This window comes from Mesorhizobium sp. BR1-1-3 (assembly GCF_020165455.1).
GTDB lineage: Bacteria > Pseudomonadota > Alphaproteobacteria > Rhizobiales > Rhizobiaceae > Mesorhizobium > Mesorhizobium ciceri.
In genome coordinates this window covers 161,547-176,476 of the sequence record NZ_JAIUIC010000011.1, presented here as the reverse complement: position 1 = coordinate 176,476, position 14,930 = coordinate 161,547, and the positions used below count along the sequence as shown (strand labels likewise).

Below are 14,930 nucleotides of genomic sequence, written 5' to 3'. Positions count from 1 at the left end.
GGGGAGGTAAAGGCTCTGAACCCCAGCCCTAAAACAGCGCCTTCAGCTCCGGCAGTTTGTCGTTCACCAGCCAACCATAATAATTCTCTTCCGGCAGCTTTTCGGGCTCACCGGCGGCGCGGCGCCTGTCGTTCTCCGCCTTCAGGGCATAAGCGCGCTGCTCCGGATTGCCGACATTGTAGAGCGTGGCGGTCAGCCCGGGATTGCCCGAAATGTCGAAGCCGGCAATGCTTTTATAGGCATCGATCGATTTCCTGATCGTCGCGGCGACGTAGGGCAGCGTCAGGTCGGGATCCATGATGGTCTTGTAGACCGAATTGGGATCGCCGACGTCGAGCTTGGGCAGGCCCGAAACCTTGTGCACCAGATCGCTCATCTGCAGGGCGGTCAGCGGATTGAGCTGGCCGAGGCCGAAGGTCTGGCCGGCATAATAAGGCTGGAAGAAGGTGGCGCCGAAGCGGTCGTCGGGAAAGCTCGTCCCGCCGACCGACTTGCCGCGAAACGAACGGTTCCACACCTGTTCGCGGCATTCCCACAGATCGTAGCTGTCGGACATCCCCGCGCATTTCTTGAATTCCGGCCGCTGGACGAAATCGGTGATGTCCTCGCCGTCATAGGCGAAGGACAGCTTGCTGGAGAGATAGGAGATCGCCTTGACATAGTAGGTCTGCAGCCGGTCATAAGCATCGACATTGTAGGTGTGCTCGCCGACGATGGCGCCGACGATGTGCAGGGGATCGATGCCGTAGGCGGCCGCCGCCTTCCTGATCTTGCCGCGCAAATCGGCGTCGTTCTGCAGCAGGGCATAGACCTTGCGGTACTTCGCCTGGAAGCTGGTGTTGGTCGCCTGCGTGCGCCGGCTGGAGGCGCCGGGAATGTCGGGCTGCACGGCATTGCGATTTCCCGGCGGCACCAATGTCGCTGCCTCGGCGGCGAACAGCGTCGCCGCCAGCGTCAAGCCGAGAATGACCAGGATCAGTTTTTTCATGCACCCGCCGCCCAAGCAATTCCAGGAAAAGTGTGAAACGGTTTTCCGGAATTGCGTCAACCAAGAGATCGAGAATTGCCGCGCAAACTAGGTAAAGCTCCTGGTCGAGTCGAGAGCGCCCCTTCACCCGGCAGGACGAAAGGTGGCCAGATGGTACCATCTGGCCACACATGATTTTGCTTGCCGGAAAATGTTGCCTGGACCGGCGCCGGAACGTTTCGGCGCCGTCGTTTAAAGGATGAACCGCGACAGGTCGGTATTCCTGGACAGATCGCCGACATGCTTTTCGACATAGGCGGCGTCGATAGTGACGCTCGTTCCGTTGCGGTCGGGCGCATCGTAGGAGATTTCGTCCAGCACCCGCTCCATCACCGTCTGCAGGCGCCTGGCGCCTATGTTCTCGACGCTGGCGTTGAGATCGACGGCGATGCCGGCGAGCGAATCGATGGCGTCTTCGGTGAAGGTCAACTCGACGCCCTCGGTCTTCATCAGAGCGATATACTGCTTGATCAGGCTGGCCTCGGTCTCGGTCAGGATGCGCACGAAATCGTCCTTCTCCAGCGCCCGCAGTTCGACGCGGATCGGCAGGCGGCCCTGCAATTCCGGCAACAGGTCGGACGGCTTCGAGACGTGGAAGGCGCCGGAGGCGATGAACAGGATGTGATCCGTCTTCAACGGTCCGTATTTGGTCGCCACCGTGGTGCCTTCGACCAGCGGCAGCAGGTCGCGCTGCACGCCTTCGCGCGAGGGCCCGCCGGAAATGTCCGATCTCGCCGCGATCTTGTCGATCTCGTCGAGGAAGACGATGCCGTCGTTTTCCGCGGCATCGAGCGCCCGGCGCACCACCTCGTCCTGATCAAGCAGCTTGTCGGACTCGTCATTGACCAGCAGGTCGTAGGACTCCTTCACCGTCGTCTTGCGCATCTTGGTTTTCTTGCCGCCCATCGCCTTCGACAGCATGTCGTTGATGTTCAGCACGCCGATATTGGCGCCCGGCATGCCGGGGATTTCAAATCCGGGCATGCCGCCGCTGCCGGTGTCGGCAACCTCAACCTCGATTTCCTTGTCGTCGAGCTCGCCGTCGCGCAGCTTCTTGCGGAAACTGTCGCGGGTGGCCGGGCTCGCCGTCTTGCCGACCAGTGCTTCCAGCACACGTTCCTCGGCGTTGACGTGGGCGCGCGCCTTGACGTCCTCACGCATCTTCTCGCGCACCAGGCCGATGGCGATCTCGACCAGGTCGCGGATGATCTGCTCGACATCGCGGCCGACATAGCCGACTTCGGTGAACTTGGTCGCCTCGACCTTGACGAAGGGCGCACCGGCCAGCCGCGCCAGGCGGCGCGAGATTTCCGTCTTGCCGACGCCGGTCGGCCCGATCATCAGGATGTTCTTGGGCATCACCTCTTCGCGCATCTGGCCTTCCAGCTGCTGGCGGCGCCAGCGGTTGCGCAAGGCAATGGCCACGGCGCGCTTGGCGTCCTTCTGGCCGATGATGAAGCGGTCGAGTTCCGAAACGATTTCGCGGGGAGAAAATGTGCTCATATCACTAAATTCCACTTTGCCACTGCTTGATGGCCTCGAACGGATGCAGCAGCATGATCACGTTGAGTGTCAGATTGTCCCGGATGAGGTAGCCGGTGCCGAGTTCGAAGATGATGGCGAGGCTGACGATCACCCATATAGGTAGCCTTCGCGCCATCACAAATCCCAGCACCATGGCCAGTGTGTCCGACACCGAATTGATGATGCTGTCGCCATAGTAATCGAGCGAAATGGTGCCGGCGCGGTAGCGGTCGATGATGAACGGGCTGTTTTCCAGCAGCTCCCAGCCGCCCTCGATGAAGACGGCGAACGCCAGCCTCAGGCCGATCGGCGAACGCGGGAACAGGAACCGCGCCAGCGCATAGAACAGGAAGCCGTGGATGATGTGCGAGAACGTGTACCAGTCCGAAATGTGCTGGGAATTCTCCGAACTGTTCACCACGCCATGCCAGAGCTTGACGTAGCCGCAGGTGCAGATCGGCGTCCGCCCCATGCCGTAGAGCGCCCCGGCCTGGAAGATGACCAGGGCAAGCACCAGCAGAAGCCCCATCCGCCAGCTGTCTTCGTAGGCCGAATAGCTGTTTTCCGTGGCCGGTGTCGTCATCGGTTCATTCCCCCTCGTTTCGCGTCGCCGTCTCGACCATCACAAAGTCCTGTCACGCCTTCAGCGGCGGTAGCCGGCGGATCACGGCCGCCGGCAAGGTGGGGTTGACCACAATCCGCCGGATACGCTGCCAGCCGGCCCCGAACAGGATAATCAGCGCGCCAACAACGACCAGGATCAAGGCAAAAGGCGGGATGCCCGTCGAATCGGAGGCGGAATTCACCAGATAATAGATGCCCAGCGAGCCGAAGTAAGCCAATGTAGGAACCAGAAGCGAACGGCGGTCTATGGCCAGCGCGACATAGAGGAAGCCAAGGATCAGAATCGTCAGCATGATGGTTGCATTGGCATCCGGCGCGATATGTCCGAATACGACGTTTTGGCCGGTTGCCATGATAAAGAGCGGATGCACCAGCATCGGCGCCGAGACGACATGCAGCCAGAAAGCGCAATCGGACCAGATCTTGCGTCGATCCCTGTCGTAAATGTCAAAAGCGACACCCGTTGCGAACACGATCAGGCCGCAGATCAGCGGCATGTAAAGGGCCGCGCGAAGCAATTCGGGAACGTCCTCGAGGCGCGGCGGCGCAATCGCGCCGGTTGTCACACTGTCATACAGGATTATCGCCGTTTGCAGGAAGGCAAGCAGTGTGAAGGCGATGGCGATGGTCCCGGCAATGATGGGGACGCGAAAGCGCCAGAAATAGATCGCCGCCGCGATTATTCCTCCGCCCAGGAACAGATATCCGGCCCGGGACGCCGTCTGGCGCAACGCCAATAGCTGCCAGATGGTTTCCGGCTTGCGTATGCCGAAGCTGGCCTCCACTTGCAGCGCCAGAGCGGCCAGAATGGCGGCCATGAAAATCAGGGCAAGCACGGACGACGATAGCTTCATCCGGTGCTGACGCGTGACGATTTCGGCGAGCCCCCAGGCGAAAACCGCGAGGATGCCGGCGATCCAGAATGTCTGGCCTGGAAGCAAGGTGGTGAGGACAAAGAAGAAGCCGGCGCTGAGCAGAACGGTTCCCACGGTGACGAACAGATCGTTGCCGCCGCCGACCAGCCGCAGGTTTTCCTCGTCACCCTCGTCATCGGCGCGCCTGGCCTCGGGGGCGAGAGCGACCGCGCGTTCCATGGCCTCCAACTGATCGCGCAAGGTCTGCGAGATCAAACCTTTCGCGACTGCCTTGTCGAGGGTTTCGGCGCTGATCAATTGGGCTCCTGCATCGCGTCGCGCGCCATCAACAGGGCTGGCCCGTACTCCGATGTTCTGGTGTCAAAGGCAACAAAGCCGGCCTTTTCGTAGGCGCGGATCGCCCTGACATTGGCGGGATCCGGGTCGATGATGACGCGCGGAACACCTTCCTCGAAAAGCTGTTCGACAAATTGGCGCACGATCGCCGAGCCATGGCCACGCCCGACCAGCTCCGGCACGCCGATCGACACGTCGATGCCGAGCGTGCCGAACGGCTGGTCGGCGTAGGGGTGGTCGTCTTCCAGATGCGGGTCGTAGCTCTGCAGATAGGCGATCGGCTTGCCGTCGAGCTCGACGATCAGCGGCTCGACGGAAATCGAGTCGATATGCTCGCGAATCCCGGCGATTTCCGTCTCCGGATCGTCCCACCACTCTGCAACATGCGGCTGGGCAAGCCAGCCGGCGATCATCGGCAGGTCTTTCTCCGTCACCGGCCGAAAATCATAGGTCACCACCTCTTCAGGCGGCATCGAGCGTTTCGACGACGAAATTGTTGTTGGTGTAGACGCAGATGTCGGATGCGATCTGCATCGCCTTGCGGGCGATCTCCTCGGCATCCTTGTCGCTGTCCATCAGCGCGCGGGCCGCGGCCAGCGCGTAATTGCCGCCCGAACCGATGGCCATGACGCCGAATTCGGGTTCGAGCACGTCGCCGGTGCCGGTCAGCGCCAGCGAGACTGACTTGTCTGCCACCAGCATCATCGCTTCCAGCCGGCGCAGATAGCGGTCGGTGCGCCAGTCCTTGGCGAGCTCGACGCAGGCGCGCGTCAGCTGGTCGGGATATTGTTCGAGCTTGGCCTCGAGCCGCTCCAAAAGCGTGAAGGCGTCGGCGGTGGCGCCGGCGAAACCGGCAATCACATTGCCGCCCTTGCCGATGCGGCGCACCTTCTTGGCGTTGCCCTTCATGATGGTCTGGCCAAGGCTGACCTGGCCGTCGCCGGCGATCACCACCTTGTTGCCCTTGCGCACCGTCACGATGGTCGTGGCGTGCATGGTCAGTTCATTGGACATTTCTTGGGCTCCGAGCAGCGCCATCCCGATAAGGCGATTGGCGCGGTACGAGTAACTTTGATCGGCCATATGTATGCATGGGGCCGGTGATTGCAAATCGCTCTCTGGCAAGGCCGATACCGCTGCCAGAGGCAACTGGCAATCGCCGGATCATGCTGCTAGAAGGCTTTCGTTTTCAAGCCTGCGAGCGCTTGAAGCCTCTGAGCCGGTCACGATGTGAACCTCTGGACAAGGATAGAGTGATGCCGCCCCGTTCCGCCGAAGCGAGCCGTAAGACCAAGGAAACCGACATCTCCGTGTCGATCCATGTCGACGGTTCCGGCAAGTCGGATATCGCTACGGGCGTCGGCTTCTTCGATCATATGCTGGACCAGCTGTCGCGCCATTCCCTGATCGACATGACGGTCAGGGCCAAGGGCGACCTGCACATCGACGATCACCACACGGTCGAGGACACCGGCATCGCGCTCGGCCAGGCCTTGACCAAGGCGCTCGGCGAGCGGCGCGGCATCATGCGCTATGCCTCGATCGACCTTGCCATGGACGAGACGCTGACGCGCGCGGCGATCGACGTCTCCGGCCGTCCCTTCCTGGTCTGGAACGTTTCGTTCTCGTCGCCGAAGATCGGCACCTTCGACACCGAACTGGTGCGCGAGTTCTTCCAGGCGCTGGCGCAGAATGCCGGCATTACGCTGCATGTCACCAACCACTATGGCGCCAACAACCATCACATCGCCGAGACCTGCTTCAAGGCGGTGGCGCGCGCGCTGCGCGCTGCTCTCGAACGCGATCCGCGCCAGCCGGATGCGGTTCCCTCCACCAAGGGATCGTTGAAGGGATAAGGCCATGGCCACCTACGTCGTGATGGAACCGCCAGGCCGCAGCGAAAAGGCTGATGCGACGGCCTTTGTCCGCGATGGCTTCACCTGGCTGGGCCTCCTGGTGCCGCCGCTATGGTTCGCCTGGCATCGGCTGTGGATCGAAGCAGCACTTGCCTTCGTCGTCATGGGCCTGCTTTCGATGCTGGGCCAGAAGCTCGGCCTTGGTCTGGCCGGGTCGCTGCTGTCGTTGCTGGTTTCGCTCTATGTCGGCCTGGAAGGGCAAGGCCTGCGCATCGCGGCACTTCGCCGGCGTGGTTGGCACGAGTGGGGCACGGTCGAAGCCGGTTGGCTCGACGATGCCGACACACGCTATGCGCTGGAGGCGGAAGCGCTTGCCGATGAGGTTGTGCCGGCGCCGCGCATGGTCCCCGATGCTGCCTTCGCGCGGCCAGCGCAGCCGGGCATTGCGCTGGGGCTGACCCACATACCGGGAAGAAGCTGACATGCGGGTTGCGATCATCGACTACGGTTCGGGCAATTTGCGCTCGGCCACCAAGGCTTTCGAGCGCGCCGCGCGCGAAGCCGGCATATCGGCCGATATCGACCTGACCGCGGATGCCGAGCGGGTGCGCACGGCCGATCGCATCGTCCTGCCCGGCGTCGGCGCCTATGCCGACTGCGCGGCCGGCTTGCAGGCCGTCGAAGGCATGTGGGAAGCCGTTGAGGAGGTTGCGATCGTCAAGGCCCGGCCTTTCCTCGGCATCTGCGTCGGCATGCAGCTGATGTCGCAGCGCGGCCTCGAAAAGACGATTACCGAGGGCTTCGGCTGGATATCGGGCGACGTCAAGGAGATCATGCCTTCCGATCCGGCGCTGAAGATCCCGCAGATCGGCTGGAACACGATCGAACTCAAGCGTCAGCATCCGCTGTTTGCCGGCATACCGACTGGCGCAAGCGGGCTGCACGCCTATTTCGTCCACTCCTACCATCTCGATGCGGGCAAGGCGGACGAAGTCCTGGCGGTCGCCGATTATGGCGGCCCGGTGACGGCGGCCGTCGCCCGCGACAATCTCGTCGGCACGCAGTTCCACCCGGAAAAGAGCCAGGCGCTGGGCCTGGCGCTGATCACCAATTTCCTGCGCTGGAGGCCCTGAAAACCATGAGCAAGAAGGGCTACTGGATGGCGATGGTCGAGGTGACCGATCCGGAAAACTACCCGCTATACATTGCCGCCAACAAAGCGGCTTTCGACAAATATGGCGCAAAATTCCTGACCCGCGGCGGTCAGTCGTCGAGCCCGGAAGGGTCGTCGGGCAATCGCCATGTCATCATCGAGTTCGAGAGCTACGCGGTCGCACTCGCCTGCTTCCATTCGCCCGAATACCAGGCGGCGCTGAAGTTCCGACGTCTCTATTCGACATCGCATTTCGCCATTGTGGAAGGCGCCTGAACGGATGATCCTTTTCCCCGCCATCGATCTCAAGGACGGCCAGTGCGTGCGCCTCAGGCATGGCGACATGGCCACCGCGACCATCTACAACGATGATCCTGCAGCGCAGGCGCGGGCCTTCGAGCAACAGGGCTTCGAATGGCTGCATGTCGTCGACCTCAACGGCGCTTTCCAGGGCCAGAGCGTCAACAGCGCGGCGGTCGGCGCCATCCTCAAGGCGACGAAGAACCCTGTGCAGCTCGGCGGCGGCATCCGCACGCTGGCGCAGATCGAGGACTGGCTCGATCGCGGGTTGGCCCGCGTCATCCTGGGCACGGTGGCGGTGCGCGATCCCGATCTGGTCAAGCAGGCCTGCAAGGCATTCCCGGGCAAGGTGGCGGTCGGTATCGACGCCAAGGGCGGCAAGGTCGCCGTCGAGGGCTGGGCCGAGGCGTCGAGCCTCGGCGTCATCGAACTGGCGAGGAAATTCGAGGGCGCCGGCGTCGCCGCGATCATCTACACCGATATCGACCGCGACGGCGTTTTGACCGGCATCAACTGGGACGCCACCATCGACCTCGCCGATGCCGTCTCGATCCCGGTCATCGCTTCCGGCGGCCTCGCCTCGATCGCCGACATCGTGCGCATGACCATGCCCGACGCACAAAAGCTCGAAGGCGCGATCTCCGGGCGCGCGCTCTATGACGGCCGCATCGATCCGGCCGAGGCCCTGGCGATCCTGCAGGGCAGGGCGGAGACGCGGCCGTGAAAATCTCCATCATTCTGGCCTCCTATGACAGCGGCCATTACCATGGCGGCATGGGCCAGGGTCCGGACGCGCTGATATCAGGCGGGCTCGTAGACGCCCTGACCATGGCCGGCCATGACGTTACGGTGGAAGACATCGGCAGGGTCGGAGACATCCAGGAGCGTGAAATCGCCACCGGCTTTGCCGTCTGCAACGCGGTTGCGAGCGAGGTTCGCCTTGCCCGTGACGCCGGTCGGTTTCCCATCGTCCTTGCCGGAAACTGCCTGACCAGTGCCGGCGCGGTTGCCGGCGAGGACGCCGATGCGATCATCTGGGCCGACCAGCATGGCGACCTCAACACGCCCGAGACATCCGTCTACGGCTTTCTCGACGGCATGGCGCTGGCGACCGTGCTTGGTCTATGCTGGCGGCCGATGGCATCAGTCATTCCCGGCTTCAAGCCGATCGATCCGTCACGCTGCGTGCTCGTCAACGCGCGCGATCTCGATCCGGCGGAAAAACAGCTTCTCGAGACATTGCCGATCGTGCGGACGGAATGCGCCGGGGTGGCCCAGGCGACCGAAAGACTGAAGATCGCCGGCGCCAGACGCGTGCACATGCATCTCGACATGGACGTGCACGATCCCCGGGAGCTGCAGGCCAACCGCTATATCACTTCGGGCGGCCCGAGCCCGGAACAGCTGCGCGACGCCACTTGCGCCATGGCGCTGGCGGTGCCGGTCGTCGGCATCACCGTCTCCGCCTACGATCCGGCCTTCGACGCGCAGGCCGATGTTCCGCCGCTGGTCGGCCAGTTGCTCAACGATCTCATCGCCACGATAGAGGGCCGCTGATGCTGAAAGCCCGTGTCATTCCCTGCCTCGACGTCAAGAACGGTCGCGTCGTCAAGGGCGTCAACTTCGTCGATCTCGTCGACGCCGGCGATCCGGTCGAGGCGGCCAAGGCCTATGACGCGGCTGGCGCCGACGAGCTCTGCTTCCTCGACATTACGGCGTCGTCGGACAATCGCGAGACCATCTTCGACGTCATCGCACGCACCGCCGAACAATGTTTCATGCCGCTGACCGTCGGCGGCGGCGTGCGCCAGGTCGCCGACATCAGGAAGCTGCTGCTGGCCGGAGCCGATAAGGTGTCGATCAACACGGCGGCGGTGAAGAATCCGGATTTCGTCGCCGAGGCGGCCGACAAGTTCGGCAACCAGTGCATCGTCGTCGCCATCGACGCCAAGAAGGTATCGATGGCCGGCGAGGAGGACCGTTGGGAAATCTTCACCCATGGCGGGCGCGAGAAGACTGGCATTGATGCGGTCGAGTTTGCTCAGCTGATGGTCGATCGCGGCGCTGGCGAGATCCTGCTGACGTCGATGGATCGTGACGGCACCAAGGCCGGCTACGACATCGCGCTGACCCGCGCGATTGCCGATGCTGTGCGGGCGCCGGTCATCGCTTCCGGCGGCGTCGGCACGCTCGACCACATGGTCGAAGGCATTCGCGACGGCCATGCCGGTGCGGTGCTGGCGGCGTCCATCTTCCATTTCGGTACCTACACGATAGCGCAGGCCAAGGCGCATATGGCCGCCGCAGGGCTGCCGATGCGACTGGACTCTGTGAATAATCGGCTCTAAACGGCGGCCATGACCGAGTTTTCGCTGTCAGAGCTGGAAAAAATCGTCGGGGAACGCGCCCATTCCGGCGACCCGGACTCGTGGACGGCAAAACTGTTCGCGCGCGGCATCGACAAGGCGGCGCAGAAGCTCGGCGAGGAGGCGGTCGAGACGGTGATTGCCGCCGTCAAGGGCGACAAACAGGCCCTCGTTTCGGAAAGTGCCGATCTTATATATCATTGGCTCGTCGTTCTCGGCCTCTCCGGGGTTCCGCTGAGCGACGTGCTTAGGGAGCTCGAAGGCCGCACCGGGCGTTCGGGCATCGCCGAGAAGGCGTCACGGCCCAAGGGCTGACCGCGAGGAGGGCAGGTATCTCGATGGATCAGCTCGCGCCAACCGAGAAATATTCCCCCTTTCGTTTCTTCTCCGCCGAGCAATGGTCGCAATTCCGCGCCGACACGCCGCTGACGCTGAGCGCGGACGAATTCCGCCGCCTGCGTTCGCTCAACGACCCGGTCGATCTCGAAGAGGTCACGCGCATCTATCTCTCGCTGTCGCGGCTGTTGTCTGCGCATGTCGAAGCGAGCCAACTGCTGTTTCGGCAACGCCAGGCCTTCTTCAACGCGGTCGACGTGGTCAAGACGCCCTTCATCATCGGCATCGCCGGTTCCGTCGCGGTCGGCAAATCGACCACCGCGCGCGTGTTGAAGGAGCTTTTGGCGCGCTGGCCGTCGAGCCCCAAGGTCGATCTCATCACCACCGACGGCTTCCTGCTGCCCAACGAGGTCCTGCGGCGCGAGAACCTGATGGAGCGCAAGGGTTTTCCCGACAGCTACGATGTCGGCGCGCTGCTGCGCTTCCTGTCGGGCATCAAGTCGGCGCTGCCCGATGTCCGCGCGCCGGTCTATTCGCACCTGACCTATGACGTCATTCCCGGCGAGTTCGTCACCATCGACCGGCCCGACATATTGATCTTCGAAGGCATCAATGTCCTGCAGCCCGGCAAGCTGCCGCAGGACGGCAAGATCGTGCCTTTTCTGTCGGACTTCTTCGACTTCGCCATCTACATCGATGCCGACGAGAAGCTGATCCACAACTGGTACATTTCCCGCTTCATGCGGCTGCGTGAGACCGCCTTCCGCAATCCGGACTCCTTCTTTCACCGCTACTCGCAGCTGTCGGAGGGTTCGGCGCGCGCCATCGCGGAAGGCCTGTGGACCAACATCAATTTGAAGAATCTGCGCGAGAACATCCTGCCGACGCGGGCCCGCGCCGACTTGATCCTGCGCAAGGGCGCCGATCACCTGATCGAGGAAGTGGCGCTCAGGAAGCTGTGACGGCCGGCTTCGTCACCCGTCGCAATGTCAGATTGATCCGCCCGCCGTTTTTCAGCAGCGCCGAGGTCGAGGGATAGATCCGATCGACGCCGTGAAAGCACAGCCGCCCCTCGCCGCCGAGCACCACGACGTCACCGCTTTGCAGCCTGAACGATTTTGTGCCGCCTTCGCGCGTCGCCCCTTTGCGTGTCGCTTGTCCGACCCTGAACAGGCAATCGTCGCCGAGCGAGACGGAGACGACCGGCGCCGAAAAATCGGTCTCGTCGCGATCCTGATGCAGGCCCATCTTCGCATCCGCCGTGTAGAAATTGATGAGGCATGCTTCCGGCGGGTGCGGATAGCCCGAGACCTCGCGCCACAGGTCGAGCAGCGCATCCGGAATTGGCGGCCATGGCGCTCCGGTCACCGGGTGCGTCGGCTGGTAGCGGTAGCCCTGTTCCTTGTCGGTGACCCAGCCGAGCGGGCCGCAATTGGTCATGCGCACGCTCATCTCCTTGCCGGTGCGCGGCATGGCCGGCACGTACAGCGGCGCCTGCTGGACGATGCTTCTCACCTCCTCGACCAGCTCTTCCTGCACGGTGCGTGACAGATAGGCCGGCATGTGGCGGACGCCTTTGGGCAGGACGAGCACGGGTTCGGTCACCTCTTGAATGGTTCGGAACCGTAAAATGCCACGACCAAAAGAAAACGGCGACCCGAAAGCCGCCGCTCTTGTTGAATTGGCAGTCGCCGATCAGGCGAGGTCGGGGATGCGCAGCACCTGGCCCGGATAGATCTTGTCGGGATGGGTCAGCATCGGCTTGTTGGCCTCGAATATGACCGTGTTCTTGACGCCTTGGCCCTTGCCGTAGCTTTTCTCGGCGATCTTCCAGAGGTTGTCGCCCTTCTTCACGGTGTAAAAGGTGGGCTCCTTGGCGGGGGCGGCGGCCGTGCCAGGTGCTGGCGCGACCTGCAATTCGTCCGCCTGCACCTTGGAGACGCCGAGCGTGTTGCCGACGGCGATGACCGCCTTCTCGAAGATCGACTGGTCCTTGACCACACCCTTCAGCACCGCCGTATCGCCCTTGACGACGACCTCGACGCCATCGGTGCCGAGCTTGTGCGAATCGAGCTCCTTCTTGAGTGTGTCGGCCGAGGGTGCAGCTTCGTCGTCACCGCCGATGCCCAGTTTCTTGCCGACGCTCTTGACGAAATCGAACATGCCCATCGTTGGTCTCCATTGCTGTGGTGGGTGATCGCAGCTTGCCATCTGCAACCCAGAATTGGAAGCCACCCGCGCGTTGCAGCTTCGCGGTGCTTAATCGTTCTCCACCCGGCCGCGCAGTTTCTTGATCGTGCCGCGTCCGGCCTTGCTCTTCAGCCGCCGCTCCACGGCGCCTTTCGACGGCCGCGTCTTCTTGCGCGGCGGCGGCGGCGGTTCGGCGGCCTTGGCGACCAATGCCGTCAGCCGTGCCCGCGCATCCGCCCGGTTCTGTTCCTGGGTGCGGAAGCGGCCTGCCTCGATGACGATGACACCGTCCTTGGTGGCACGCTGGCCGGCAAGCTTGATCGTCCGCTCGCGCACGCGCTCCGACAGACCCGTTGCGTTGGCCGCGTCGAAGCGCAGCTGCACCGCCGTCGCCACCTTGTTGACGTTCTGGCCGCCGGGGCCCGACGAGCGGATGAAATCCTCGTGCAGGTCGCCCGGGTAGATCACGGCATCGCCCGATATGATGATGTTGTCGTCGCTCGCCATGCCGCAGTCATGGCGCGGCGGATCAAAAAAGAAAAGGCCCGATCGAAACCGGACCTCTCAACGACAGGCTGAGCCCGATGGCGCGATTACTCCGCCGCTTCCTGCATGCGCGGCGCCGCACCCAGCACCACGGCGTCGACATGACTTTCGAATTTCTCGAAGTTGACGGCGAACATGCCGACCAGCCGTGCCGCCTGCCGGTCATAGCCGGCCTTGTCGGCCCAGGTTGAGCGCGGGTCGAGAATGGCGCTGTCGACGCCCGGCACAGCCACCGGCACCTCGAAACCGAAATGAGGGTCGGTGCGGAACTCGGCCGTCTTCAGCGAGCCGTCGAGTGCGGCGGCAAGCAGGGCGCGCGTCGCCTTGATCGGCATGCGCTTGCCGGTGCCGTAGGCGCCGCCGGTCCAGCCGGTGTTGACCAGCCAGCAATCGGCGCCGTGGCGGGCAATCAGCTCGCGCAGCAGATTGCCGTATTCAGAGGGATGGCGCGGCATGAATGGGGCACCGAAACAGGTCGAAAACGTCGCTTCGGGTTCGGTCACGCCCTTTTCGGTTCCGGCCACCTTGGCGGTGTAGCCGGACAGGAAATGATACATCGCCTGCGCCGGGGTCAGCCGCGCGATCGGCGGCATCACGCCGAACGCATCGGCGGTCAGCATGATGATGTTCTTCGGATGGCTGGCGCGTCCCGTCTTGCTGGCATTGGGGATGAAATCCAGCGGGTAGGCGCAGCGTGTATTTTCGGTCAGTCTTCCGTCGTTGAAATCCGGCACGCCATCGGCGTCGAGCACGACATTTTCCAGCACCGTGCCGAAGCGCTGCGTGGTGGCGAAGATTTCCGGCTCGGCTTCCGCCGACAGCTTGATCGTCTTGGCGTAGCAGCCGCCTTCGAAATTGAAGATGCCGTGCGGTCCCCAGCCATGCTCGTCGTCGCCGATCAACGTGCGCGAGGGATCGGCCGAGAGTGTCGTCTTGCCGGTGCCCGACAGGCCGAAGAAGATCGCCGCGTCGCCGGCCGAACCCTCGTTGGCCGAGCAATGCATCGGCATCACGCCTTTCGCCGGCAACAGATAGTTGAGCATGGTGAACACCGACTTCTTCATCTCGCCGGCATAGGAGGTGCCGCCGATCAGCACGATCTTGCGGGTGAGATCCACGGCGATCACCGTTTCGGTGCGGCTGCCGTGACGCGCGGGGTCGGCGCGGAAGGACGGTAGGTCGATGATCGTCATGTCAGGCACGAACTGTTCGAGTTCGGCGGCATCCGGGCGGATCAGCAGATTGCGGATGAACAGCGAGTGCCAGGCAAATTCGGTGATCACCCTGGTCGGCAGTTTCAGTCCCGCATCGGCGCCGCCGACCAGATCCTGGACGTATAGATCCTTGTCCGCGGCATGCGCCTGGAAATCGGCGAGCAGCGTGTCGAACTGGGCCGGCGAGATCGCCTTGTTGTTGTCCCACCAGACATGTGGTTCGGTGTCACTGTTGCGGACGACGAACTTGTCCTTGGGCGAGCGGCCGGTGTGCTGTCCGGTTTCGGCGACCAGCGCGCCATGTGCGGTCAAGCGGGCTTCGCCGCGCCGGATCGATTCCTCATAAAGGGCTGCCGCACCGAAATTATAGCGCACCACGCCGGTTGTTTTCAGGCCGATATGATCGATCGCGCAGGCGGAATTGCGTTTGCCGACTTCCGACATCGAGTGTCCCTCTTGGATTTGCCGCATCTTTGCCGGCACGTTTCCGGCACGCCCACTACGCAGGCTGAGATGGTCAGAACCAGAAAAGCCAAATGATATCAAATCATTAATCGATTTAAATATTTTGAAAGTTGTTTAA

At 62.9% G+C, this 14,930-nt stretch carries 19 protein-coding genes; 9 read left to right on the top strand and 10 right to left on the bottom strand.

Features of this window, described 5'->3' with window-relative positions; all coding sequences use genetic code 11:
* Positions 1-28 precede the first annotated feature (28 nt).
* The 6 genes from LB559_RS23560 to hslV all read right to left on the bottom strand — a co-directional run bounded on the left by LB559_RS23560 (position 29) and on the right by hslV (position 5,400).
* On the bottom strand, positions 29-988 hold the full coding sequence (locus LB559_RS23560) for a DUF1402 family protein (RefSeq protein ID WP_064992846.1): 960 nt from the start codon (positions 986-988) through the stop codon (positions 29-31).
* A 231-nt stretch (positions 989-1,219) separates the two neighbouring features.
* Positions 1,220-2,530, bottom strand: a complete 1,311-nt coding sequence (hslU, locus tag LB559_RS23555; RefSeq protein ID WP_024502005.1) for an ATP-dependent protease ATPase subunit HslU — start codon at positions 2,528-2,530, stop codon at positions 1,220-1,222.
* A 4-nt stretch (positions 2,531-2,534) separates the two neighbouring features.
* A complete protein-coding gene (locus tag LB559_RS23550; protein ID WP_013528354.1) occupies positions 2,535-3,134 on the bottom strand; it encodes a DUF2585 domain-containing protein in 600 nt (199 codons plus the stop codon).
* Between the two features lie 52 nt (positions 3,135-3,186).
* Positions 3,187-4,347 carry a hypothetical protein gene (locus tag LB559_RS23545; protein ID WP_027161037.1) on the bottom strand — a complete coding sequence of 387 codons (1,161 nt, stop codon included), beginning with the start codon at positions 4,345-4,347 and terminating at the stop codon, positions 3,187-3,189.
* Complete coding sequence (locus LB559_RS23540) at positions 4,344-4,859, bottom strand: GNAT family N-acetyltransferase (RefSeq protein ID WP_224675096.1); 516 nt, start codon at positions 4,857-4,859, stop codon at positions 4,344-4,346. Before LB559_RS23540 ends, LB559_RS23545 begins: the two co-directional genes overlap by 4 nt.
* Positions 4,849-5,400 carry an ATP-dependent protease subunit HslV gene (hslV, locus tag LB559_RS23535; RefSeq protein WP_013528351.1) on the bottom strand — a complete coding sequence of 184 codons (552 nt, stop codon included), beginning with the start codon at positions 5,398-5,400 and terminating at the stop codon, positions 4,849-4,851. The genes LB559_RS23540 and hslV overlap by 11 nt, the downstream gene beginning before the upstream one ends.
* Before the next feature lie 242 nt (positions 5,401-5,642).
* Between hslV and hisB the strand changes: the two genes are divergently transcribed.
* The 9 genes from hisB to coaA are packed head-to-tail and all read left to right on the top strand — an operon-like array spanning position 5,643 to position 11,359.
* The gene (gene hisB / locus LB559_RS23530; RefSeq protein WP_024502002.1) at positions 5,643-6,242 is read left to right on the top strand and encodes an imidazoleglycerol-phosphate dehydratase HisB; all 600 of its coding nucleotides are present in this window, start codon (positions 5,643-5,645) and stop codon (positions 6,240-6,242) included.
* A 4-nt stretch (positions 6,243-6,246) separates the two neighbouring features.
* On the top strand, positions 6,247-6,723 hold the full coding sequence (locus LB559_RS23525; RefSeq protein WP_224675095.1) for a DUF2628 domain-containing protein: 477 nt from the start codon (positions 6,247-6,249) through the stop codon (positions 6,721-6,723).
* A gap of 1 nt (position 6,724) precedes the next feature.
* Positions 6,725-7,375, top strand: coding sequence for an imidazole glycerol phosphate synthase subunit HisH (hisH, locus tag LB559_RS23520; protein WP_224675094.1), 651 nt, complete (start codon positions 6,725-6,727; stop codon positions 7,373-7,375).
* Between the two features lie 5 nt (positions 7,376-7,380).
* Positions 7,381-7,671: a DUF1330 domain-containing protein gene (locus tag LB559_RS23515; protein ID WP_013528347.1), complete on the top strand. Its 291-nt coding sequence runs from the start codon at positions 7,381-7,383 to the stop codon at positions 7,669-7,671.
* 4 nt (positions 7,672-7,675) lie between these two features.
* Positions 7,676-8,419, top strand: a complete 744-nt coding sequence (gene hisA / locus LB559_RS23510; protein WP_224675093.1) for a 1-(5-phosphoribosyl)-5-[(5-phosphoribosylamino)methylideneamino]imidazole-4-carboxamide isomerase — start codon at positions 7,676-7,678, stop codon at positions 8,417-8,419.
* Positions 8,416-9,252 carry an arginase family protein gene (locus tag LB559_RS23505; protein ID WP_224675092.1) on the top strand — a complete coding sequence of 279 codons (837 nt, stop codon included), beginning with the start codon at positions 8,416-8,418 and terminating at the stop codon, positions 9,250-9,252. The genes hisA and LB559_RS23505 overlap by 4 nt, the downstream gene beginning before the upstream one ends.
* A complete protein-coding gene (hisF, locus tag LB559_RS23500; protein ID WP_224675140.1) occupies positions 9,249-10,043 on the top strand; it encodes an imidazole glycerol phosphate synthase subunit HisF in 795 nt (264 codons plus the stop codon). The genes LB559_RS23505 and hisF overlap by 4 nt, the downstream gene beginning before the upstream one ends.
* Positions 10,044-10,052: 9 nt before the next feature.
* A complete protein-coding gene (locus LB559_RS23495; protein WP_224675091.1) occupies positions 10,053-10,376 on the top strand; it encodes a phosphoribosyl-ATP diphosphatase in 324 nt (107 codons plus the stop codon).
* 23 nt (positions 10,377-10,399) lie between these two features.
* A complete protein-coding gene (coaA, locus tag LB559_RS23490; RefSeq protein WP_013528342.1) occupies positions 10,400-11,359 on the top strand; it encodes a type I pantothenate kinase in 960 nt (319 codons plus the stop codon).
* Here the strand turns inward: coaA and LB559_RS23485 are convergent.
* The 4 genes from LB559_RS23485 to LB559_RS23470 all read right to left on the bottom strand — a co-directional run bounded on the left by LB559_RS23485 (position 11,346) and on the right by LB559_RS23470 (position 14,791).
* Complete coding sequence (locus LB559_RS23485; RefSeq protein ID WP_224675139.1) at positions 11,346-11,990, bottom strand: alpha-ketoglutarate-dependent dioxygenase AlkB family protein; 645 nt, start codon at positions 11,988-11,990, stop codon at positions 11,346-11,348. The two genes, coaA and LB559_RS23485, sit on opposite strands and share 14 nt — an antisense overlap.
* A gap of 102 nt (positions 11,991-12,092) precedes the next feature.
* Positions 12,093-12,566, bottom strand: a complete 474-nt coding sequence (lysM, locus tag LB559_RS23480) for a peptidoglycan-binding protein LysM (protein WP_224675090.1) — start codon at positions 12,564-12,566, stop codon at positions 12,093-12,095.
* A 90-nt stretch (positions 12,567-12,656) separates the two neighbouring features.
* On the bottom strand, positions 12,657-13,094 hold the full coding sequence (arfB, locus tag LB559_RS23475) for an alternative ribosome rescue aminoacyl-tRNA hydrolase ArfB (RefSeq protein WP_109666974.1): 438 nt from the start codon (positions 13,092-13,094) through the stop codon (positions 12,657-12,659).
* Positions 13,095-13,180: 86 nt separating this feature from the next.
* On the bottom strand, positions 13,181-14,791 hold the full coding sequence (locus tag LB559_RS23470; protein ID WP_224675089.1) for a phosphoenolpyruvate carboxykinase: 1,611 nt from the start codon (positions 14,789-14,791) through the stop codon (positions 13,181-13,183).
* Positions 14,792-14,930 lie beyond the last annotated feature (139 nt).